The 20,768-nt window shown below is 70.3% G+C and carries 21 protein-coding genes; 13 read left to right on the plus strand and 8 right to left on the minus strand.

All coding sequences use genetic code 11. The annotated features are described in order from the left end of the window. Window position 1: 1 nt before the first annotated feature. On the minus strand, window positions 2-553 hold the full coding sequence (locus BLR21_RS09105) for a hypothetical protein (RefSeq protein ID WP_090005369.1): 552 nt from the start codon (window positions 551-553) through the stop codon (window positions 2-4). Window positions 554-610: 57 nt separating this feature from the next. After that, complete coding sequence (locus BLR21_RS09110) at window positions 611-1,513, minus strand: glycosyltransferase family 2 protein (protein WP_256334576.1); 903 nt, start codon at window positions 1,511-1,513, stop codon at window positions 611-613. Window positions 1,514-1,533: 20 nt separating this feature from the next. Between BLR21_RS09110 and BLR21_RS09115 the strand changes: the two genes are divergently transcribed. From BLR21_RS09115 to BLR21_RS09125, 3 genes are all read left to right on the plus strand, one after another. Then, window positions 1,534-2,505 carry a glycosyltransferase family 4 protein gene (locus tag BLR21_RS09115; protein WP_090005370.1) on the plus strand — a complete coding sequence of 324 codons (972 nt, stop codon included), beginning with the start codon at window positions 1,534-1,536 and terminating at the stop codon, window positions 2,503-2,505. An 80-nt stretch (window positions 2,506-2,585) separates the two neighbouring features. Continuing rightward, on the plus strand, window positions 2,586-3,713 hold the full coding sequence (locus BLR21_RS09120) for a glycosyltransferase family 4 protein (RefSeq protein ID WP_090005618.1): 1,128 nt from the start codon (window positions 2,586-2,588) through the stop codon (window positions 3,711-3,713). A 21-nt stretch (window positions 3,714-3,734) separates the two neighbouring features. Next, window positions 3,735-4,589, plus strand: a complete 855-nt coding sequence (locus tag BLR21_RS09125) for a glycosyltransferase family 2 protein (RefSeq protein ID WP_176929546.1) — start codon at window positions 3,735-3,737, stop codon at window positions 4,587-4,589. A 6-nt stretch (window positions 4,590-4,595) separates the two neighbouring features. Here BLR21_RS09125 and BLR21_RS09130 read toward each other — a convergent pair whose 3' ends face one another. Further along, window positions 4,596-4,982, minus strand: a complete 387-nt coding sequence (locus BLR21_RS09130; RefSeq protein ID WP_090005372.1) for a hypothetical protein — start codon at window positions 4,980-4,982, stop codon at window positions 4,596-4,598. Window positions 4,983-5,083: 101 nt separating this feature from the next. On the opposite strand from BLR21_RS09130, the gene manB reads away from it, so the two are divergent. Continuing rightward, on the plus strand, window positions 5,084-6,151 hold the full coding sequence (gene manB, locus BLR21_RS09135; protein ID WP_090005373.1) for a mannose-1-phosphate guanylyltransferase: 1,068 nt from the start codon (window positions 5,084-5,086) through the stop codon (window positions 6,149-6,151). Beyond that, window positions 6,144-7,025 carry a DNA-3-methyladenine glycosylase family protein gene (locus BLR21_RS09140; protein ID WP_090005374.1) on the plus strand — a complete coding sequence of 294 codons (882 nt, stop codon included), beginning with the start codon at window positions 6,144-6,146 and terminating at the stop codon, window positions 7,023-7,025. Before manB ends, BLR21_RS09140 begins: the two co-directional genes overlap by 8 nt. Here the strand turns inward: BLR21_RS09140 and BLR21_RS09145 are convergent. From BLR21_RS09145 to BLR21_RS09160, 4 genes are read right to left on the minus strand one after another with little or no spacing between them, the layout of a single operon-like run. Beyond that, window positions 7,022-7,549, minus strand: a complete 528-nt coding sequence (locus tag BLR21_RS09145) for an NUDIX hydrolase (RefSeq protein ID WP_030476532.1) — start codon at window positions 7,547-7,549, stop codon at window positions 7,022-7,024. The genes BLR21_RS09140 and BLR21_RS09145 overlap by 4 nt on opposite strands. Then, window positions 7,546-8,868 (minus strand): coenzyme F420-0:L-glutamate ligase, encoded by a 1,323-nt coding sequence (locus BLR21_RS09150; protein WP_090005375.1) that lies wholly within the window; start codon window positions 8,866-8,868, stop codon window positions 7,546-7,548. The genes BLR21_RS09145 and BLR21_RS09150 overlap by 4 nt, the downstream gene beginning before the upstream one ends. Then, window positions 8,861-9,838, minus strand: a complete 978-nt coding sequence (gene cofD, locus BLR21_RS09155) for a 2-phospho-L-lactate transferase (RefSeq protein ID WP_090005376.1) — start codon at window positions 9,836-9,838, stop codon at window positions 8,861-8,863. The genes BLR21_RS09150 and cofD overlap by 8 nt, the downstream gene beginning before the upstream one ends. A gap of 33 nt (window positions 9,839-9,871) precedes the next feature. After that, on the minus strand, window positions 9,872-10,627 hold the full coding sequence (locus BLR21_RS09160; RefSeq protein ID WP_090005377.1) for a site-2 protease family protein: 756 nt from the start codon (window positions 10,625-10,627) through the stop codon (window positions 9,872-9,874). A gap of 245 nt (window positions 10,628-10,872) precedes the next feature. Here BLR21_RS09160 and BLR21_RS42375 point away from each other — a divergent pair, with 245 nt between their 5' ends. Beyond that, window positions 10,873-11,178 carry a WhiB family transcriptional regulator gene (locus BLR21_RS42375; RefSeq protein ID WP_051769582.1) on the plus strand — a complete coding sequence of 102 codons (306 nt, stop codon included), beginning with the start codon at window positions 10,873-10,875 and terminating at the stop codon, window positions 11,176-11,178. Between the two features lie 39 nt (window positions 11,179-11,217). Then, on the plus strand, window positions 11,218-14,391 hold the full coding sequence (locus BLR21_RS09170) for a glycosyltransferase family 2 protein (protein ID WP_090005379.1): 3,174 nt from the start codon (window positions 11,218-11,220) through the stop codon (window positions 14,389-14,391). 8 nt (window positions 14,392-14,399) lie between these two features. Here BLR21_RS09170 and BLR21_RS09175 read toward each other — a convergent pair whose 3' ends face one another. Next, window positions 14,400-14,843: a metallopeptidase family protein gene (locus BLR21_RS09175; RefSeq protein WP_030476538.1), complete on the minus strand. Its 444-nt coding sequence runs from the start codon at window positions 14,841-14,843 to the stop codon at window positions 14,400-14,402. Window positions 14,844-14,936: 93 nt separating this feature from the next. Here BLR21_RS09175 and BLR21_RS09180 point away from each other — a divergent pair, with 93 nt between their 5' ends. The 6 genes from BLR21_RS09180 to BLR21_RS09205 all read left to right on the plus strand — a co-directional run bounded on the left by BLR21_RS09180 (window position 14,937) and on the right by BLR21_RS09205 (window position 20,217). Beyond that, window positions 14,937-15,296 (plus strand): DUF3499 domain-containing protein, encoded by a 360-nt coding sequence (locus BLR21_RS09180; RefSeq protein WP_189154299.1) that lies wholly within the window; start codon window positions 14,937-14,939, stop codon window positions 15,294-15,296. Window positions 15,297-15,378: 82 nt separating this feature from the next. Next, window positions 15,379-16,731 (plus strand): phosphomannomutase/phosphoglucomutase, encoded by a 1,353-nt coding sequence (locus BLR21_RS09185; RefSeq protein ID WP_090005619.1) that lies wholly within the window; start codon window positions 15,379-15,381, stop codon window positions 16,729-16,731. A gap of 10 nt (window positions 16,732-16,741) precedes the next feature. Continuing rightward, window positions 16,742-16,942: a Trm112 family protein gene (locus tag BLR21_RS09190; protein ID WP_030476541.1), complete on the plus strand. Its 201-nt coding sequence runs from the start codon at window positions 16,742-16,744 to the stop codon at window positions 16,940-16,942. A 5-nt stretch (window positions 16,943-16,947) separates the two neighbouring features. Then, window positions 16,948-18,012 carry a hypothetical protein gene (locus tag BLR21_RS09195; protein WP_090005380.1) on the plus strand — a complete coding sequence of 355 codons (1,065 nt, stop codon included), beginning with the start codon at window positions 16,948-16,950 and terminating at the stop codon, window positions 18,010-18,012. Window positions 18,013-18,031: 19 nt separating this feature from the next. Further along, window positions 18,032-19,246, plus strand: coding sequence for a mannose-6-phosphate isomerase, class I (manA, locus tag BLR21_RS09200; RefSeq protein WP_090005381.1), 1,215 nt, complete (start codon window positions 18,032-18,034; stop codon window positions 19,244-19,246). Between the two features lie 47 nt (window positions 19,247-19,293). Then, window positions 19,294-20,217 carry a cation diffusion facilitator family transporter gene (locus BLR21_RS09205; RefSeq protein ID WP_090005382.1) on the plus strand — a complete coding sequence of 308 codons (924 nt, stop codon included), beginning with the start codon at window positions 19,294-19,296 and terminating at the stop codon, window positions 20,215-20,217. Window positions 20,218-20,768 lie beyond the last annotated feature (551 nt).

Raw genomic sequence — 20,768 nt, forward strand, 5'->3', positions numbered from 1 at the left:
GCTAAGCCTGCCTCATCACTCTGCGCGCCCGCAGTGTGGTTGCACAGATCAGGAGCAAGACGACAGCAAGAGGCACCCCGAAGACCCACTCCCCGGACCAGTCGTTGCGTTCGGCGAGCAGCGGCCGCATCAGCGGGTGCCGCAGGACGGTGGCCGGACCGGGCTGCATCCTCTTGTCCTGCTCGCCCCGCACGACGATCCGCAGCTCGGCGCCGTCCGGGCAGGTCACGAGGTGCGCGAAGATCGGGTTGTCCGGCCCCGGGACGTCCTCGACGCCGGTGATCACGCATGTCTGGGGCGTGCCGAGGACGTCCATCAACGCACGGTGACCGTCGCCCACGAGCACCGCTGTGCCGGGGATCACGACCATGAACGCGGGCAGCACGAGCCACGCCGGCCCGAGCTTGCCGACGCCCCACGCGAACGCCATCGACAGCAGGCAGCACGGCACCAGCACCGCGAGCTCGTACCGCTCGGGCACGACGGCACCCAGCAGGACCGCGGCGGCGACGGCGACGAGCCCGATCACGATGAGTGGTACCGGCCGTCTCACGGTTGCTTCCTGATGTTCATCGTCCCGGGGGACGCCTGGGGGTGGCAGGAGGTTCCATCAGCGGCCGGCCCAGTCCCGCCAGACGCTTCCGCGGGAGACCGCCGTCTTGATCATGAGGCGCTGGACGAGCGTGGCGGGGAGCCTGAGCAGCACCTCCGCCAGCACGCGGGTGCGCAGTCCGAACCGGAAGTTCGCCGCGTCCGGGACGTTCCCGCGGAACGGCAGCAACGCCGTGATCACCAGGAACCGGGCGAGCTGGGTGAACGCCGCCGAGGCGGGCGCACACCGCAGCAGCATCAGCAGCCGGTTGCGTTCGTTCCAGCGGTGGAAGAGCGCCGAACCGGGCCGCGTGCTGGCGCCGTGCCGGTGCCGGACCCGCGCCGGTCCGACCGAGATCACCCGGTGGCCGGCCAGCCGCAGCCGCCAGGCCGTGTCGGTGTCCTCGTAGTAGCAGAAGAAGCTCGCCGGGACGCCGCCCACGGCCTTGAGTTCCGCCGTCCTGAGCAGTGCCGCGCCACCGCAGAACCCGAACACCTCGCGGCCGGCGAGCATGACGTCCCTGCCGTGGCCGTCCGCCGTCAGCGCCACGCCGACGGACTGCGTCGAGCCGTCCATGAGCAGGATCGACGAGGTGGCGGCGGCCGCGCCGGGTTCGCCGTCGAGCGCGCTCTCCAGTTCGGTGAGCCACGACGGGTCCGGTGCCGCGTCGTCGTTGAGCCACGCGACGTACGGGGTGTCGACCATGCCGAGAACGGCGGCGAGCCCGCCCGCGTAACCGCGGTTGCGGGGCAGCCTCACGACCTCATGTCCGCTGATCAGCTCGGCTGTGCCGTCGTCGGACGCGTTGTCGACGATGATCGTCCTATGTGGACTCTTCTGGGCCCTGAGGGCGTCCAGGCACGCCGTGATGTGGTCACGGCCGCGCCACGTCACGACCACCACGGTGCTGACTGCCGACACGGCGTGAGACGGTACGCGACGTGCCCGAGCTAGTAGTGCTGACCGAGCAACTGAACGCCCCGGTCCCCGGCGGGACCGGCCGCTACACGGCGGAGTTGCTCGCGGCGTTGGGGGAGAACGCCCCTCCCGGCTGGACCGTGACGACCGCGGCGACGGCCTGCGCCGACCGCGTGATCAGGCTGCCGCGCCGGGCGCTGGTGGCGTTGTGGGAACGCGGCCTGCCGCCGAAGCTCGGCCCGCACGTGCACGCCCCGACGCCGCTCGCGCCGCTGCCGGGTGCCGTCGTCACCGTGCACGACGTGGTGCCGTGGACGCACCCGGAGACGCTGACTCCGCGCGGGGTCGCCTGGCACCGCAAGGTGATCGCGCGTGCTGCACGCGAGGCACGCGCTCTGGTGGTGCCGACGCAGGCCGTCGCGTCTCAACTGGCGGAGTGCGTCCGTGTGGAAGTGCCGGTGCACGTGGTGCCCAACGGCGTGACGCGGCTGGTCGGCTCACCGGCCGATGACCTGCCCTCGTCGTACGTGCTCGCCGTCGGCACCGTGGAGCCGCGCAAGGGTTTCGGGTTGCTGGTGCGGGCGACCGAACGGCTTCGGGTGCCGCTGGTCGTGGTCGGTCCGCAGGGCTGGGGCGACGTCGACCTGCGCGCGCCGCACGTGACGTTGCTCGGCAGGGTGTCCGATGAGCGGCTCGCCTCGGTGCTGGCCGGTGCCTCGGTGCTCGCCGCGCCCAGCCTGGCGGAGGGTTTCGGGCTGCCGGTGCTGGAGGCGATGGCCGCCGGTGTGCCCGTCGTGCACTCCGACGACCCGGCTCTGGTGGAGGTCGCGGGCGGCGCCGGAACCGTCGTGCGGCGCGGCGACCTGGCGTCGTTGACGGAAGGTCTGCGCGCCGTTCTGGCGGATCCTCGTCACACCGTCGACGCCGGGATCACTCGCGCGAGTGAGTTCACCTGGGCAAAGACGGCACAGGGGGTGTGGGGAGCACACGGTTGACGATCGGATTGCCGCATTCCCGCTAAACGCATTAGGGAATGACATTACGCTTGCTGATCGTGCCGACCGCCGAGCCCAGCGTGCTGATCGACGCCACCGCGATCCCCGCAGACCGTGGTGGCGTCGGCCGTTACGTGGATTCGCTCGTCGCGGCGCTGGACGCGGACGGGACCAGGCTCTCCGTCGTCTGCCAGCCGCGCGACGAGGAGCTGTTCACCAAGATCGCGCCGAACGCCCGCGTGATCCGCGCCGCTGACGCCGTCGCCACCAGGACGGCCCGGCTGGCCTGGGAACAGACGACACTGCCGCGCCTGATCCGCACCCTCGGCGTGGACGTGGTGCACTCACCGCACTACACGCTCCCGTTGGCCGGCAAGGCCGCCTCGGTCGTGACGCTGCACGACGCCACCTTCTTCACCGACCCGGTGCTGCACTCGTCGGTGAAGGCCCGTTTCTTCCGCGCCTGGACCCGAGCGTCGTTGCGGCGCGCGGACCTGTGCGTGGTCCCGTCGCAGGCGACCGCCGACGAACTGGTGCGCGTCGCCGGGGCCGACCGCCGCGTCCTGCACATCGCCCAGCACGGCGTGGACACCGAACGCTTCCACCCGCCGTCACCGGACGAGGTCCTCGCGGTGCGCCGCAGCCTGTCCCTCGGCGACGCGCCGTACGTCGCGTTCCTGGGCGCCCTGGAACCGCGCAAGAACGTCCCGGCGCTGATCCGCGGCTTCGCGCAGGCGATGGTGGGCCGCGCCGAACCGCCCGCGCTGGTGCTGGCGGGCCAGCCCGGCTGGGACAGCCAGGTCGAGCGCGCCCTGGACTCCGTCCCGCACCGCATCCGCGTGATCCGCGCCGGCTACCTGCCGTTCGAACAACTGGCGGGCTTCCTGGGCGGCGCCCAGCTGGTGGCGTACCCGTCTCTGGGCGAGGGCTTCGGACTGCCCGTGCTGGAGGCCATGGCCTGCGGCGCCTGCGTGCTCACTACCCGGCGCCTGTCGCTGCCCGAGGTGGGCGGCGAGGCCGTCGCGTACTGCGGCGTCGGCGCGGGCGACATCGCCGCCGCGATCGCCGACCTCCTGGACGACCCTGCCCGCCGTGCTTCGCTGGCCGCGTCGGGACAGCAGCGGGCCAAGGACTTCTCGTGGGCCGTCAGCGCCGACCGCCACCGCCTGGCCTACGAGCGCGCGATGCTGGTGAGTCGCCGGCGTTGAGCCGTCGCTAGGGTGACGCGCGTGAACTACGGCGACGGACTTGGTGTCGTGACGGTCACGTACTCGCCGGGCGAGACGCTGGCTCCCTTTGTGGACACCCTTGCGAAGGCCACCACCCGTCCGGCGCAGGTGATCCTCGCCGACAACGGGTCCACCGACGGGGTGCCGGAGTCCGTTGCGGCTTCGTATTCCCACGTCACTTTTCTGCCCACCGGCGGCAATCTCGGCTACGGCGGCGGCGCCAACCGCGGGGTCGCGGCGCTGGGTTCCGACGTCGGGTGGGTGCTGATCTCCAACCCCGACATCGAGTTCTCGCCCGGCAGCGTGGACGCGTTGATCGACGCGGCGCAGCGGTGGCCTCGGGGCGGGATGTTCGGGCCGCTGATCCGGGAACCCTCCGGGGAGATCTACCCGTCCGCCCGGTTGTTGCCCTCGCTGGGTCGTGGGGCCGGGCACGCGCTCTTCGGTGCCGTCTGGAAGTCGAACCCCTGGACTCGGGCCTATCGGCAGGAGAAGGCTCCGGTCGAGCGTTCCGCCGGGTGGTTGTCCGGGTCCTGTTTTCTGATGCGGCGTGAGGCTTTCGACTCCGTCGGCGGGTTCGACGAGCGGTACTTCATGTACTTCGAGGACGTCGACCTCGGGGAGCGCGTGGGTGCGGCCGGGTGGTTGAACGTCTACGTGCCCGATGCCGAGGTCACGCACATCGGGGGCCACTCGACCGCCCGGTCTTCGGACCGGATGTTGAAGGAGCACCATCGGAGTGCTTACCGGTACATGGCCGACCGGCATGCCGGGGTGTTGTGGGCGCCGTTCCGGGCGGTGCTGAAGGCCGGGCTTGCGTTGCGGGTGAAGATTCTCACGCGGAAGGCCCGCTGACTGCCTCTACATGTCGCCGCTCAGCCGTTGCGTCAGCGAGTTGCGGGACTGCTGGTGGTTCGAGACCGTCGGGATCAGGCCCGGCCGGACCACCTGCGTGATCTCCGCGTCATCCGCCGGAGCCTGTTGCTGCGGCATCGGCTGCGTCGGCATGGGCTGCTGCGGTGTGTGGTGCGGTGGGCGCTGCGGCTGCTGGTGGCCCATCTGGGCGGGTGCGAGGATCATGGTCGAGTCCGGGTCTCGGCGTGGGTCCACGGCGTTGACCAGCGAGCGAGGGATCTGTTGGGTGTCGGAGCTGTCCATCGGGGACGTCATGTTGTCCGGCGTCACGATGTTCCGCCCACGTGCACGGGCGCGGGCGAGCATGGCGTCGGCCCGGTCGCGGGGGTCCATGTCGGATTTAGCTCCTTGCCGGGACCAGATCCCATCTGACGATCTGCTTCGTGTCAGAGTATTCCGTCGAACGGCTCGCTGTAACGCGGAGGAGGAAAAAGGTGCACGGCGTCGAAGCTGTGGTGCTGGTCGGGGGCAAGGGCACTCGTCTTCGCCCGCTGACCCTGTCCGCTCCCAAGCCCATGCTCCCTACCGCGGGGGTGCCCTTTCTGACGCACCTGCTGTCGCGGATCAAGGAGGCCGGCATCACCCACGTGGTGCTGGGTACCAGTTACAAGGCCGAGGTGTTCGAGGAGTACTTCGGGGACGGATCGAGGCTCGGGCTGGAGCTCGAGTACGTGGTGGAAGAGGTGCCGCTGGACACGGCCGGGGCGATTCGCAACGTGGCGGACAAGCTGCGTGAGCCCGACGTGATGGTCTTCAACGGCGACATCCTGTCGGGCGTCGACCTGACGGGGATCGTGGACACGCACCGCAAGCACGAGGCGGACGTGACGCTGCACCTGGTGAAGGTGCAGGACCCCAGGGCGTTCGGGTGTGTGCCGACGGACGACGAAGGGCGCGTCCAGGCGTTCCTGGAGAAGACCGAGAACCCGCCGACGGACCAGATCAACGCCGGTTGCTACGTGTTCCGGCGTGAGGTGATCGACGCGATTCCCGCCGGACGGCCGGTGTCGGTGGAGCGCGAGACGTTCCCCGGGCTGCTGGAGGCCGGGAAGAGGTTGCAGGGGCACGTGGACGCCACGTACTGGCTGGATCTCGGCAAGCCCGAGGCGTTTGTGCAGGGGTCCGCGGACCTCGTGCGCGGCGTTGCGCCGTCGGCGGCGGTCGCGCAGCCGGGTGACTACTTGGTGCTCGAAGGCTCTGCGGTGCACGAGGGCGCAACGCTCAAGGGCGGCAGCACGGTCGGTGCGAACTGCACGGTCGCGGACGGCGCTGTGCTCGATGGCGCGATCCTGTTCGACGGTGCCGTTGTCGGCGAGGGCGCGGTGGTCGAGCGTTCGATCGTGGGTGCCGGTGCGCTCGTGCAGGCCGGTGCGGTGCTCAAGGACGCCGTGGTCGGCGACTCCGCGGTGATCGGTGCGCGGTGTGAGTTGATCGGGGGAGCGCGGGTGTGGCCCGGCGTCGTGTTGCCCGAGGCCGGCGTGCGCTTCTCGACGGATGCCTAGCAGAGCCTGGACTCCACCGTTCCCGGTCGACCTGGGAGCGGTGCTCGGCAGGTTGCGCCGCGGGCCAGGCGACCCGTCCTTCAGCGCGGAGGGCGGCGTCTGGTTCGCGGCGAACACGCCGTGCGGGCCCGGCACGCTGCACATCACCAGAGCGAGCGGTGAGGTGCTGGCGGAAGCGTGGGGCGAGGGCGGGCCGTGGCTGCTCGACGGCCTGCCCGCCCTGCTCGGCGCGGACGACACGGTGGACGAGTTCGTCGCGCACCACCCGGTCATCGCCGAGTCGCGCAGGCAACGGCCAGGGCTGCGGCTCGGCGCCACCGGACGTGTCTGGGACCTGCTGTTCGCCTCGATCCTGGAGCAGAAGGTCACCGGCGTCGAGGCCTTCCGCACCTGGCGCGAGCTGGGCCGCAGGTTCGGTGAGAGCGCTCCCGGACCGAAGGCGCTGAAGGTCCCGCCGACACCGCAACGGTTGCTGGGCCTGCAGGACTGGGAGTGGCACCAGTGCGGGCTCGACGGCGCCCGCCGCCGGACGTTGATCAACGTCGCGCAGGTAGCCCACCGGCTGGAGAAGGCCGCCGAGACGCGCAGCCGCGAACTCCTCGAAAAGGTGCCCGGCGTCGGCGTCTGGACGTCGGCCGAGGTGGCGCAACGAGCCTGGGGCGACCCGGACGCCGTGAGCGTCGGCGACTACCACGTCGCCAAGAACGTCACGTGGGCCTTGACCGGCACGCCGGGCGACGACGACGGCATGATGGAGTTGCTGGAGCCCTACAAGCCGCAACGCCACCGCGCGGTCATGTACCTGGAGGCGGCGGGCCTGCGGCGGCCGCGGCGGGCACCGCGGTTCTCGCCGCGCGACTACCGCAGGTTCTAACGCAGGCGCGCGAGAGCACTCTCGATCAGCGGGTGCAGGTCGTCCACGTTGTCCGGCAACGAGTCCAGCGGCCACCACTGCAGGTCGACCGACTCGGCGGAGCGCACCGGCTGTGCGCCGACGGGTGCGCGCACCAGGAACCGCACGTCGAAGTGCCGCGTCGGCTTGCCGAGCGAGCACGTGATCGGGTGCACGTCGAGGTGGATCGGCGTCGGCTCGATCCGCAGCCCGCGCATGCCGGACTCCTCGGTCGCCTCGCGCAGAGCCGCCGCGGCCAGGGACACGTCCTCGGGCTCGCAGTGGCCGCCCAGCTGCAGCCACCGGCCCACGCGCGGGTGCAGCGTCAGCAACGCGTGCTCCGCCGTGGCGTCCAGGACCAACGCTGAGGCCGTGAGGTGGCCCGGCTCGCAGGATCGCCGGCAGGCGTCCTCGCGGGCCGCCAGGAAGCCCAGGTAGGCCTCGCGCAGGGCGTCCTGTCCCGAGAACCGGCTCAGCGTCGAGACGGCGTCGGCGTGCAGTGTCACAGCTCGATCAGCCCTTCCAGCGGTTCGCGCGGCGTCAGCGGCTCGGCCGGGTGCCCGACCGCGACGGCGCCCAGGGGTTCCCAGTCGGCCGGAACGCCCAGCACCGCACGCACGACGTCGGCGCAGAAGATCGTCGACGACACCCAGCACGAGCCGAGCCCCTCGGCGGCCAGTGCCACCAGCAGGCCCTGCACGGCGGCGCCACCGGCGACCGTGAACATCGTCTTCTCGGCGTCCGCGCGGCGGGCGTCGGGGTAGGAGTGCGCGCCGTCGCGCACGAGGAACGGCACGACGATCTCCGGTGCCTCCACCAGCAGGTCGCCCCGGCGCACCCGGCGCGCGATCTGCTCGTCGGTGAACCCGTCGGCGCGCAGGTCGGTCTCCCACTGCTCACGCATGGCCTTCAGCAGTTCCGCGCGCTTCTCCCGCACCAGCACGAACCGCAGCGGCTTCGTGTGGTGCGGCGCGGGCGCGGTCAGTGCCGCACCGACGGCCCGCCGCAAGACAGCCGGATCAACGGGTTCGTCCGAATAGAACCGCACGGATCTGCGCATCAGCACGGCCTGCGCACGGCCGGCGGCCAGCGCCTCCTCCGTGCCGAGGCTGAAGAGGTCCTCCTCGACCGGCCGGTTCAGGTCGCGGGCCGTGGAACCGTCGTCCACCACGTCGAAACCGCGCAGCACCGCCACCGGCACCGCGCCGAGCTTGCCCTTCACCAGGTCGGCGGCCGCGGCGATCTCGTCGGCGATCGCGACCATCGTCACCGCGAGCTGGTTGCCGTGCTGGTCCACCGAACCCGCGTAGTCGTGCAGCACGCGGATGCCGGCCGCGCCGATCGCGGCGTCGGTCTGACCCATCCGCCACGCGCGGCCCATCGTGTCGGTGATCACCACCGCGACCTCGACGCCCAGCGACTTCTTCAGCGCGGAGCGGAGGGTCGCCGCGGAGCCGTCCGGGTCCACGGGGAGCAGCGCGATCTCGTCGCCCGCCACGTTCGAGGCGTCGACACCGGACGCGGCCTGCACGATGCCGAGCTTGTTCTCGGTGATCAGCGTGCGCATCTTGCGGGCGAGCACCCGCACGGACTCCGCGTCGACGTGCTCGCGCCGGATGCGGTCCCGTTCCTCGGGATCGGCCGGCACGCGGACGAGCCGTCCCTCTACTTTGGACAGGACCTTGGACGTGACGACCAGCACGTCGCCGTCGCGCAGCCAGGGAGCGGCCTTCGCGATCGCGCCGGCCAGGTCGTCGCCGGGGCGAAATTCCGGCAGGCCGGCGACCGGCAGCAGCTCGAGCGCCGCCGCGGCGTGATCAGTCAACGTCGACTCCGGCCAGTTCCAGCGCGTCGCGGGCCATCTGCGCCGTGGCGTCCACATCGGACATCAGCAGCGGAACCGCGCGGACCGCGACACCCGGCACGTCCGCGCGGTCGCCGGTGTGCACGAGCCACGCGTCGAGGATGCCGTCCTCGGAGCACTTGCGGGAGCCGTAGAGCCGCCCGACCGCCTCGGCGGAGGTCTCCACGCCGATCGCGTCCAGGCAGGCGTCGGCCATGCCCCGCAACGGTTTCCCGCCGATGATCGGCGACAGGCCGACGACCCCGGCCTCGGTCTTGCGCAACGCGTCGCGCACATCCGGCACGGTGAGGATCGTGCCGATGCTCACCACGGGGTTGGACGGGGCCAGGATCACCGCGTCGGCCTCGGCGATCGCGTCCAGCACACCGGGTCCGGCGGTGGCGGTCTCGGCGCCGACGAACGCGAACGACTGCGCGGGCAGGCCGGCCCGGTGCTTGACCCACCACTCCTGGAAGTGGATGGCCTTCGTCTCACCGTCGAGCTCGACGACGACGTGCGTCTCGACCCGGTCGTCCGACATCGGCAGGAGCCTCACGCCCGGCTTCCACCGGTCGCACAGGGCCTCCGTCACGGCCGACAGGGGATAGCCGGCGCGCAACATGCGGGTGCGAACGAGGTGCGTCGCGATGTCCCGGTCGCCCAGGCCGAACCACGACGGCTCGGCGCCGTACGCCGCGAGCTCCTCCTTGACGGTCCACGACTCGTCCTCACGGCCCCAGCCGCGTTCGACGTCGATGCCACCGCCCAGCGTGTACATGCAGGTGTCGAGGTCGGGCGTGATGCGCAGCCCGTGCATCCACACGTCGTCGCCGGTGTTCACCACCGCCGTGACGTCCGCTTCCTGAGCTTTATGTGACAGTGCCATTAGTGCTTTGAGTCCCTGCAGGAACCTCGCGCCGCCGACCCCGCCGACGAGTGCTACGACCTTCACGCCCGCCCATGCTTCCACAGTGCCGGTTCACACTTACAGGTAGCGCCAGAACATGAACGCGGACGCGCCGGCACCCGCGTAACCGGGCACACCGCCGAGGAGCTCGAACAGCGAGACCGACACCTGGAAGAACAGCTGGCTGACCTGGGAGAAGCCGATCAGGACGGCGAACAGGACCAGCGGCGCCCACGGCCGGGCCTTCGCGCCGAACCGCTGCGCCTCGTAGGGAAGGAACGGCTCCAAAGCACCCCAGCCGTCCAGACCGGGAATCGGCAGAATGTTCAGCACGAACGCGAACACCTGCAACAAAGCCAGGTACGAAATCGCGGCGGCGAGGGCGGCGGGCGGCGAGAAGATCGTGACGACCAGCGCGAGCAGGACACCGATCACGAGGTTCGAGAACGGTCCCGCGAGTGAGACCAACGACTCGACCTTCTTCGACCGGAGCGCGTGGTGGTTGATCCACACCGCGCCACCCGGAAGAGGGATTCCGCCCATGACCAGCAGCACCAGCGGCAGCACGATGCTGAGCACCGGATCGGTGTAACGACGGATGTCGAGGGTCAGATAACCCTTGTCACGTACGGAAAAATCGCCGCCCTTGTACGCGACGGCGGCGTGCCCGAACTCGTGCAGGCACAGCGTCACCGCCCACCCGGCGAGTACGAAGAGGATGGTGCCCGAGATGATGGCGACGTCACCTTCGAGCAGGGTGAGCACGGCTCCGGCGGCGGTCGCCGCGAGCAGGCCGAGGAACAGTGGGCTGGGGCGAACCGCTGATCGCTTCACCCCTCCAGTGTGGCGTGTCGGCTGGCGTGGTGGGCCGTTCGGGGACCGGTTGCGACACCTGAATCACTGTCTGTGCAGTCAGTCAAGGTTTTTGCGGCCATCTGCGGGAATATCCCCCGACGTGTGGACTCCGCTTGACCGCCCGCTGTGACGCAGGTGTAATCACATCGGTGTCATTCGTCGTTGTGGGAACGGCGTCTGGCGTCCGCCAACCGGGGAGAGCGGAAGGCGAGGAGGCGGACGAAATGCAGGAATTCGAAGAGCTCGAAGAAGATCACGTCACGCAGCCGGTCGTACAGGGCGAGCTGTCGTACCTGTTCGACCCTGCCGACGAGCAGGACTGGCAGGAGCGCGCGCTCTGCGCCCAGACGGATCCCGAGGCGTTCTTCCCCGAAAAGGGTGGTTCGACGCGGGAGGCCAAGCGCATCTGCCTGGGCTGCGAGGTGCGTTCGGAGTGTCTGGAGTACGCACTCCAGCACGACGAACGCTTCGGCATCTGGGGCGGTCTCTCGGAGAGAGAACGCCGCAAGCTGAAGAAGCGAGTGGTCTAGACGGTCAGAAGCGTGATCTTTCTGCCTTAACTTGAGGGCGTGACAAGTCCTCACCCGAGGCTCCGGACAGCGCCGGTGCTGTGCGTCCTGGTCTGCCACGACGGCGACCAGTGGCTCAGCACGGCGCTGTCTGCCTTGCGGCGCCAGCGAGTTCGTCCCCGGCACGTGATCGCGGTCGACACCGGATCGACGGACCGGACGGCAAAAGTCCTGGCGGAGGCGGGAGATCTGCTGGACGGAGTGCTGACCGCGCCGCGGGGCACGGGCTACGGCACCGCCTTGCGTATTGCGGTCGACCACGCCGTCGAACGGTGGGGCGACCCGGGTAAATGGGTGTGGCTGCTGCACGACGACAGCGCGCCCGAACCGGACTGCCTGGCGGCTCTGCTGACCGCGGCCGAGGTGTCGCCGGCGGCCGCTGTGCTCGGTCCGCTGTGCCTCGATTGGGTGGATTCTCGTCTGGTCGTCGAGGCAGGTCTGTCGACGGATTCTTCAGGACATCGACAGACTGGTCTGTCATCCGCCGAACATTCCGCATCGTTTCAGCAGAGCACCGAGGTTCTCGCCGTATCGTCCGCGGGATCGTTGATCAAACGTGAGGTGTGGCACGCTCTCGGCGGATACGACGAAGCGATGCCGCTGCTGCGCGACGATGTCGACTTCGGCTGGCGCGCTAATCGCGCGGGTCATTTGGTCCTATGCGTACCTGTCGCACGCATGCGACATGCACGCGCCGCGACTAAAGGCTCACGCCGTTTGGACGCGGCGATGGCACGGCCTGGTCCGTCATTTCGTGGCGTCGACCGCGCGCACGGCATGCGCACTTTCTTGGTCAATTGCTCAACCACCTCGTTTCTCGTCGGAGTTCCGCGGCTGCTGTTCCTGTCGCTGCTGCGCGCACTGGGCTTCCTGTTGCTACGGCGTTTCGCGGACGCACACGCCGAGGTCGGCGCGGCCCGTTACCTCCTGACGCGCGGCCGTTTGCTGCAGGGGCGGCGCGCCCGTCGCGGCTCCGCCGTCGTGCGCGGCCTCTTCACCAGCAGACTCACCCGGCTGCGCAACGCGGTGCGCGCCGGCGCCGCCTTCCTGATCCGCCGCCGGGTCGAGGCCGACGCCGCGCTGGGTCGTTTGCCCGCAACCGATTCCGGTTCGGCGTGGCTCGAACCGTCCGATGTGGACTCCCGGCTCGTCGGCCCGTCCGCCCTGCCGGCCGGCGCGTCGCGCGGTCGTCCGCGTGTCGCCGGTCTGCGCCGCCCACCCGTCATCGTTCCCGTCGACGCCGCACTGCCCGGTGCGCTGCGTCCTTCACCCCGGCGCCGCCCGTCGCCCGGCCCGCGTGCCGACTCCGGCATGGTCTTCGTCGAGGTCGACCAGTCGCGGGTGCTGCGCTCCCTGCTGCTGGCGCCCCCGGTCCTGTTGCTGCTGTCGCTCTCGGTCGTCGCGGTGATCGCGAACTGGTCCCGGCTCGGGCTCGACCTCGCCGGTGGCCGGCTGCTCCCGGTCGGGTCGGTGGGGTCGGTCTGGTCGACCTACCTGTCCTCCTGGCACCCGGTCTTCGGTGGCACCGCGGCGCCCGCTCCCGCTGCGTTGGCCGTGTTGGGCCTGATTCCCGGCGGACCGTCGTTCGCCGTCGCATTGTTGTTGCTCGGCGATATCCCCCTCGCCGCGTTGTCCGCCTACATCGCGTCACGCGGCTTGCGCGTACGCCGTTCCGTGCGCGCGGTCGTGGCTGCCTTCTACGGCTTGCTGCCGGTCGCCACGACCGCCGTGGCCGAAGGTCGTCTGGACGTCGTCGTCGTGCACATCGTCACGCCCGTGGTCTTCGCAGGCGTATATGCGGTCTTGCGCGCGTCGTCCACGCACGCCTGGCTGCCGATGGCCTCCGGCACCGCCATCGGTGTCGCGGTCCTCGGGGCCTTCTCACCGCTGACGCACGTAGTTGTGATCATCGGCTCGTTGGGCGGCTTCATCGCGGTGACCGGTGGTGCGCGCCGGATCGCGGCTCTGTTCGTGATCGTGCTTCTGCCCATGGGGCTGCTTCTGCCGTGGCCCGCCGTCTTGCTGCAGCACCCCGAGATGGTTCTCAACGGCCTTGGAGCCGCGTTCGAGTCGCCACCGCCGAACCTGATCGTGTGCTCCGTCTTCGTCGCCGCCGCGTTCGCCGCCGCCGTCCTGCGGCCGAACGCCTCGATGTTGCCGGGCCTGACGGTGGTCGTGCTGGCCATCGGGGCGTTGGCGGCGGTGGCCGCGGTGGGGGCCTGGCCCGGGGCGCCGTTGGTGATCCTGGCCTGGGGACTCGTCTGCGTGGTGCTGGCCGGGTGTCAGCGCGGGGTGGCGCCGGGTGTGGCCGGGCAGGCTCGGGTGCGGCGAGCCGTGTACGTCGTCGGGGTGGTGACGCTGGTCAGTCTGGGGGTGGCCGGGTTCCTGGACCTGCGTTCCGGGCCGTTGAAGTCCGGTGGCGGGCTCGCGCTGAACTCGTCGCTGACCGCCGAACTGGAGCGGACCGGGCGCTCGGTGCTGATCCTCGGGGCGCCCGCTCGTCAGGTCGCCGGTCGGATGCCCGCCTTCGGGGATGACGACCTGGTGCCCACGGCGTCGTCGCCTGCCCGGCTGCGGCGGTGGAACTCGTCGTTGCTCGACGGGTCGCCGCCGGCGATGAAGGTGGCGCTGGGACAGGCCGCGTCGTCCGGGGTCACGTTCGTGGTGCTGCCGTCCGAGGAGGCGTCCGCTCGGATTCGGTCGGCTGCCGGGGAACTGGTGTCCGAGGCGCCGCGTGCCTTGGATGGACGGCCTGTGTTGCGGATGCGGCTGGTCGCGGACACCGGGGTTCTGCTGGCGCCTGACCTTGCCCGTCGTGCCCGGACCGGCGGTGAGCCGCCGACTGAGCTCGGTCTGGACGGGGTGGCGCCGGTGAACGTGTCACTGCCTGAGGTGGCTGTGCGGGTGTCGCCAGGCGGGGAGGGGCGGGTGTTGGTGCTGGCCGCCGAGGACGAGCCCGGGTGGCAGGTATCCGTCGACGGGGCTCAGGTGCCTGTGGTGCGGGCTTGGGGGCATCTGGTCGGGGTGCCGTTGCCGTCTGACGGGGCCGAGGTCCGGGTTTCCATGGCCAGTACGTTGCGCGACTTCTTGTTGCTTGGGCAGGCTGCGGCGGCGTTGTTCACGTTGCTGACCGCGGTGCCTACCCGGCGGCGGGGCGCGCCGGTTCCGATGTGAGAGGGGTCTCAGCCCTCGTCCACCACGTCCGGGTCCAGGCCCAGGTAGTTCGCGATCTGTTCCACCAGGACGTCGTGCACCAGGTCGGACAGGTCGGCGCCGTCCTTCGCGCGGGCTTCCAGCGGGCGGCGGTAGAGAACGATCCGGGCACGGTTGTCCGAGCCTGCCGGCAGCAGGCGGGCCAGGGGGACGTTGCCGTCCTCCACCACGCCGTCCTCGCCCTCCACCTGGACGTCCGGCACGTCGTCGACGGCCACGTCGAGCTGGGTGAGTTCGGTGCGCCAGCGGGCCTCGATGGGCTCCAGCGCCTCGATGACCAGGGCGTCGAAGCGTTCGGCGCGGGAACGGGCCGCCGGGAGCGTGGCCGGGTAGAGAGGGCCGCGCAGACCTCGCCCGTGCCGATCGCGGTTGCGTCGGCGCGGCGAATCCTGCCGCTGAGAACCCCGTGCCATCACCACAACCAAGCAGCCTAGTTGCTACCCCTGACGACTAAACACAGCGTGCCTCACACACAGCCTCCCGTGGACGCGCTATCGTCCCCGATCGTGCGGAGCGTGAGACGGTGCTCGCGAACCGGGTGTGCTAACCCGGCTGTCGCCACGCTCACCTACGCCTATGCGGACTCCACCGCGGTCGTCGGGCCGCTTGCCACGTACTCCGAACCGCACAGCTACGACCTGTGCGAGGAGCACGCCTTGCGGCTCACTGCGCCGCGGGGGTGGGAGGTCGTGAGGCATCAGGGTGAGTTCGCGGCGCCCGAGCCGACGGTGGACGACCTGACGGCCCTGGCAGAGGCCGTGCGGGAGGCTGGGCGGGCTGATGTGAGCCCGAAGCTGCCCGACGTGCCCGCGGGGTCTCATCGGCGTGGCCACCTGCGGGTACTGCCCGATCCGCACGAGGACTGACTGACCACACGCACCACTAATCTTCTCGCCGGTAGGCTGCCCAGGCAGTGGCCGTCAAGAGCGAGTTTCGGGAGTGTGCGGCGTGCGTGACCTGTCCGGCATCGTCAAGGCGTACGACATCCGCGGGGTGGTCGGCGAACAGCTGGACGCCGGCCTGGTCCGGGATTTCGGCGCCGCCTTCGCGCGCCTGGTCGGCGGACCGACCATCGTGATCGGTCACGACATGCGTGACTCCTCTCCGGGGCTGTCCCGCGCGTTCGCCGAGGGTGCTCAGGCGCAGGGCGTCAACGTGATCAGCATCGGCCTGGCCAGCACGGACATGCTGTACTTCGCGTCCGGCCAGCTCGACCTGCCCGGCGCCATGTTCACCGCGAGCCACAACCCGGCGCAGTACAACGGCATCAAGCTGTGCCGCGCGGGTGCCTCGCCGGTCGGCCAGGACACCGGTCTCGCGCAGATCCGCCAGGACGCCGAGAACCAGGTCCCCGACGCCGAGGGCGTCGAGCCCGGCACGTTCGAGGAGCGGAACATGCTCGTCGACTACGCGGCGTACCTCAACGCCCTGGTCGACCTGAAGAACATCCGCCCGCTCAAGATCGTCGTGGACGCGGGCAACGGCATGGGCGGCTACACGGTGCCGCAGGTCTTCGAGGGCCTGCCCATCGAGGTGATCCCCATGTACTTCGAGCTCGACGGCAGCTTCCCGAACCACGAGGCGAACCCGCTCGACCCCAAGAACATCGTCGACCTGCAGGCCCGAACCAAGGCCGAGGGTGCCGACGCCGGTGTCGCGTTCGACGGCGACGCGGACCGCTGCTTCGTCGTGGACGAGAACGGCGACCCGGTCAGCCCGTCCGCGATCACCGCGCTGGTGGCCGTGCGCGAGCTCGCGAAGGACCCCGGCGGCACGATCATCCACAACCTGATCACCTCGCACGCGGTGCCGGAGATCGTCGCCGAGCACGGTGGCAAGCCCGTGCGCACGCGCGTCGGCCACTCGTTCATCAAGGAGGAGATGGCCAGGACCGGCGCCATCTTCGGTGGCGAGCACTCCGCGCACTACTACTTCCGCGACTTCTGGAAGGCCGACACCGGCATGCTGGCCGCGCTGCACGTGCTGGCCGCGCTGGGTGAGCAGGACGGTCCCCTGTCGACGCTGACCGCGATCTACAACCGCTACGCCGCCTCCGGTGAGATCAACTCGACGGTCAACGACCAGGCCGGTCGGATCGCCGCCATCAAGGACGCCTACGGCTCCAAGGACGGCGTCACGATCGACGAGCTGGACGGTCTCACCGTGCAGTTGGCGGACGGGTCGTGGTTCAACCTGCGCGCCTCGAACACCGAGCCGTTGCTGCGCCTGAACGTCGAAGCCGCCACTCCCGAGGCCGTCGCCGCGCTCAGCGACGAGGTCCTCGCGATCGTGCGGGCCTGAGGAGAACACCATGGCCGTCAAGATCGAAGAGCAGTTGCTGGAGATCCTCGCCTGCCCGTGCCCCGAGCACGCGCCGTTGCAGGTCGGTACGCCGTCCGATCCGGAGGCGGACTTCCTCACGTGCACCGCGTGCGGTCGTTCGTTCCCCGTGCGCGACGGCATCCCGGTGCTGCTGCTGGACGAGGCGGTCGAGCCGCCGCCGGCTGGGTGACGTAGGTGCTCGACGACACGCTGCTCGACGACCAGAGCCGCCTCGCCGACGCGGACACGGGCGGCTGGCTGCGCGCCGCCGCACGGGCGGGGGCACAGGTCCGTTCCACCGCCGAGGCCGCGGCCGAGGCGGGGGTGGAGCGGATCTTCTCCGACCGCCCGCGCGCGGTCGTGCTCATCACCCGGCCCGGCCACTCGGTCGCCGTCGCCCACGTCGTCATGGCGTTGCTCGGCCCCGGCTGCTCGGTGCCGGTCGTGGTGTCCGACGAGGTGCCGCCGTGGGTGGGTGCTCTCGACGTGGTGCTCGCGCACACCGAGGACCCTGGCGACCGGGTGCTCGCCGAGTCGATCGACAGGGCCGTCCGCAGGGGCGCCCGCACACTGCTGACGGCGCCGGACTCCGGTCCGATCGCCGCGGCGGCCGCCGGTCGCGCCGTGCTGCTGCCGCCTCGCATCGACGTACCACCGGGCTTCAGCTTCCCGCGCGCGTTCGCCGCGTGGCTGCTGGTGCTGCACTCGCTCGGCCTGCTCAAGGCCGACGTCGAACTGATCGCGGACGAGCTCGACCGGGAGGCCGAGCGCAACCACCCGATGCACGAGTCGTTCGTGAACCCGGCGAAGTCGCTCGCCTTGCGCGTCGCCGACCGCACGCCGCTGCTGTGGGGCCTCGACGAGGTCGCCACGTCGGTCGGCGTGCACGGCGCCGGCGTGCTGGGAGCGTTCGCCGGTGTGGCCTGCGACGTCTCCGGGTACTCGCAGGCGCTGACCCGCCCGGTGCTGCACCGCCGGGCGGTGCAGGGAACGTCGGGCGCGGACCTCTTCGCCGACCCGGACGACGAGCCGGGCAGCGGACTCGTGCGCGTGTTGTTGGTGGCCGTACGCCAGGGCCCCATGGCCGATGCCGTGCGGCAGGTCGCCGAGGACGCCCTGCCGGGTGCCGACGTGCTGGAGCCGGCCGTCGAGGTGGCGGGAGGCGACGCGGTCAGCGCCGCGTTGCTCGCACTCCGCTTCGAACTGGCCGCGCTGTACCTCGGGCTCGCCGCCGGGACTCTCGGCGGCAACCCGTACTGATTTGGGAGCTGACTTAGAAGTGGACCTGCTGCACAACGCGGTAAGGCCGTACGCGTGGGGTTCACGCACGGCCATCGCCGAGCTGCTCGGGAAGGAGGTGCCCGCACCCCATCCCGAGGCAGAACTGTGGATGGGCGCCCACCCCGGCGACCCGTCCCGCGTTCGCGGCGCGGACGGGATCGAGCGCTCGCTGCTCGACCTGCTGACGGCGGACCCCGACGGCCAGCTCGGCCCGCGCGTGGCCGAGAGGTGGGGCAGCAGACTCCCGTTCCTGCTCAAGGTGCTCGCCGCCGACGAGGCGCTGAGCCTGCAGGCGCACCCGTCCGCCGCACAGGCGGCGGAGGGCTTCGCGGCCGAGGAACGCCGAGGCGTTCCGCTCGACGCCGCGGTCCGCAACTACAAGGACCCGGCCGCCAAGCCGGAACTGGTCTGCGCCCTGACGGAGTTCCACGCCCTGGCCGGGTTCCGCGAGCCGTCGCGGACCGTCTCGTTGCTGCGCACACTGGACGCGCCCGCGCTCTCGCCGTACACCGAGATGCTGGTCGCGCAGCCGGACTCGGACGGTCTGCGCGCGTTGTTCACGATGCTGATCACGCTGCCGCAGACGTCGCTGTCGTCGCTGCTCCCGCAGGTGCTCGACGCGTGCGTGCTGCACGTGAAGGAGCACGGCGAGTTCGACCTGGAGTGCCGCACGATCCTGGAGCTGGGCGAGTCCTACCCCGGCGACGCGGGCGTGCTCGCGGCCCTGCTGCTGAACCGCATCGTGCTGCAGCCGGGCGAGGCCATCCACCTGCCCGCCGGCAACCTGCACGCGTACCTGCGGGGAACGGGCATCGAAATCCTGGCGAACTCGGACAACGTCCTGCGCTGCGGCCTCACGCCGAAGCACGTCGACGTGCCCGAACTGCTGCGAGTGCTCGACTTCACGTGCGGTGACATGGAAGTGCTGCTGGGCGAAGAGGTTCAGCCCGGCGTCCGCGTGTACCGCACGCCCGCGCCGGAGTTCGAACTGTCCAGGTTGGACCTGGCCGGCGAGACCCGGATCAACCACGAGGGCCCGCAGATCATGATCTGCACCGAAGGCGTCGTGGTACTCACCAACGTCCGTGGCGAGCAGTTGCGGCTGGCGCGTGGCGAGTCCGTGTGGCTCCCCGCGTCGGACCCGGCGGTGCTCGTGCGACCGGATGGTGTTGAATCCGCTGAACTTTTCCGCGCCACGGCCGGAACAGACTAAGGTTCACGACCGGACAAACCGGACTGGTTCTCAGCAAGGAGACAGGCGTGTCAGCAGGGGGCGGAACCAAGGCCATCGTCGCGGCCTTGGTCGCGAATGCCGGAATCGCGGTGGCCAAGTTCATCGGATTCCTGATCACCGGCTCGTCGTCGATGCTCGCCGAGTCGGTGCACTCGGTCGCCGACACGTCGAACCAGGGCCTGTTGCTGCTGGGCCAGAAGACGGCTCAGCGCAGGGCGACCAAGCTGCATCCGTTCGGCTACGGCCGCGACCGGTACTTCTGGTCGTTCGTGGTGGCGCTGATGCTCTTCAGCCTCGGCTCGGTGTTCGCGCTGTACGAGGGCATCCACAAGCTGCAGCACCCGGAGGGCCTCTCCAGCCCGCTCGTCGCGGTGGGCATCCTCGTCGTCGCGATCGGCCTGGAGTGCTACAGCTTCTACACCGCGATCGTCGAGTCGAAGAAGATCAAGGGTGACGCCAGCTGGTGGGGCTTCATCCGCAACTCCCGCACGCCGGAGCTGCCGGTCGTGCTGCTGGAGGACCTAGGCGCGCTGGTCGGCCTGGTGCTGGCCCTGCTCGGTGTCAGCCTCACGATGATCACCGGCAACCCGGTGTTCGACGCTCTCGGCACCGTCTGCATCGGTGTGCTGCTGGGCATCATCGCGATCATCCTGATCATCGAGATGAAGTCGCTGCTGATCGGTGAGGGTGCGTCCGACAAGGACCTCGACGTGATCATCGACGAGCTGGCCGCCGGCAAGGTGCAGCGGGTCATCCACATCAAGACCCAGTACATCGGCCCGGACGAGATGCTCGTGGCGGCGAAGATCGCGCTGGAGTCCCGGTTGTCGCTGGACGAGGTGGCTCAGGCGATCAACGATGCGGAGCAGCGGGTTCGGGCCAAGGTGCCGCACGCTCGGTTGATTTATCTGGAGCCTGATTTGGACCGGTCCGCGGTCCCCACGTCCTGATTTCGGGATTGTCGAAGCCGCTCTGGGTGATGCCTGGGGCGGTTTCGTCGTGTTCGGGGTGGGTCGGCTTGGTGCCGTGCGGGTCGGCTTGTGTTGGCGTGTCGCGTTCCAGCGGGGTGGTCGCCTGTCGTGCGGGTGGTCGCCTTGCGTGGGTGGCTGGGCGGGCAGTACCGGGCCGGTGCCGGTCATCGCCGCTGCGCGTCGATAGCGATTGGGGCTTGACCTTGAGCCTCTGGCGGGATGCTTGACGGCCGGAAAGGCCGGGCTGAAAAGCGCCCGGCCGTGCCCATGAGGGGAGCATCCCGCCCACTCAAGGTAAAGCCCCAATCGCCGGGGTTGGTTGCGTCATTACCGCTTGACCGGCAGGGAGAGGTTCACACGCCTCGGCTCCGCCATCGCCTTGGGCGGCAGGGTGGCTTGGCTTCGCCGTTGCCCTTCGCGTGCGGAGGGACGCCTCGGCTTCGCCATTGCAGTGGACGGAGGATGGCGCGGCAGTCCCGCCTCGCCTCGCCTTGCCCGCCCGGCCCAGCCTTGCCCGCCCGGCCCAGTCT

The organism is Lentzea albidocapillata subsp. violacea, from assembly GCF_900100275.1.
Taxonomy (GTDB): domain Bacteria; phylum Actinomycetota; class Actinomycetes; order Mycobacteriales; family Pseudonocardiaceae; genus Lentzea; species Lentzea violacea.

What these genes read in the sequence shown, in the direction of transcription:
- BLR21_RS09130 (WP_090005372.1), bottom strand. Translation starts at nt 4,982, where the DNA reads ATGGACCCCCGCGACCGGGCCGACGCCATGCTCGCCCGCGCCCGTGCA.
- BLR21_RS09140 (WP_090005374.1), top strand. Translation starts at nt 6,144, where the DNA reads ATGCCTAGCAGAGCCTGGACTCCACCGTTCCCGGTCGACCTGGGAGCG.
- BLR21_RS42375 (WP_051769582.1), top strand. Translation starts at nt 10,873, where the DNA reads ATGCAGGAATTCGAAGAGCTCGAAGAAGATCACGTCACGCAGCCGGTC.
- BLR21_RS09175 (WP_030476538.1), bottom strand. Translation starts at nt 14,843, where the DNA reads ATGGCACGGGGTTCTCAGCGGCAGGATTCGCCGCGCCGACGCAACCGC.
- BLR21_RS09190 (WP_030476541.1), top strand. Translation starts at nt 16,742, where the DNA reads ATGGCCGTCAAGATCGAAGAGCAGTTGCTGGAGATCCTCGCCTGCCCG.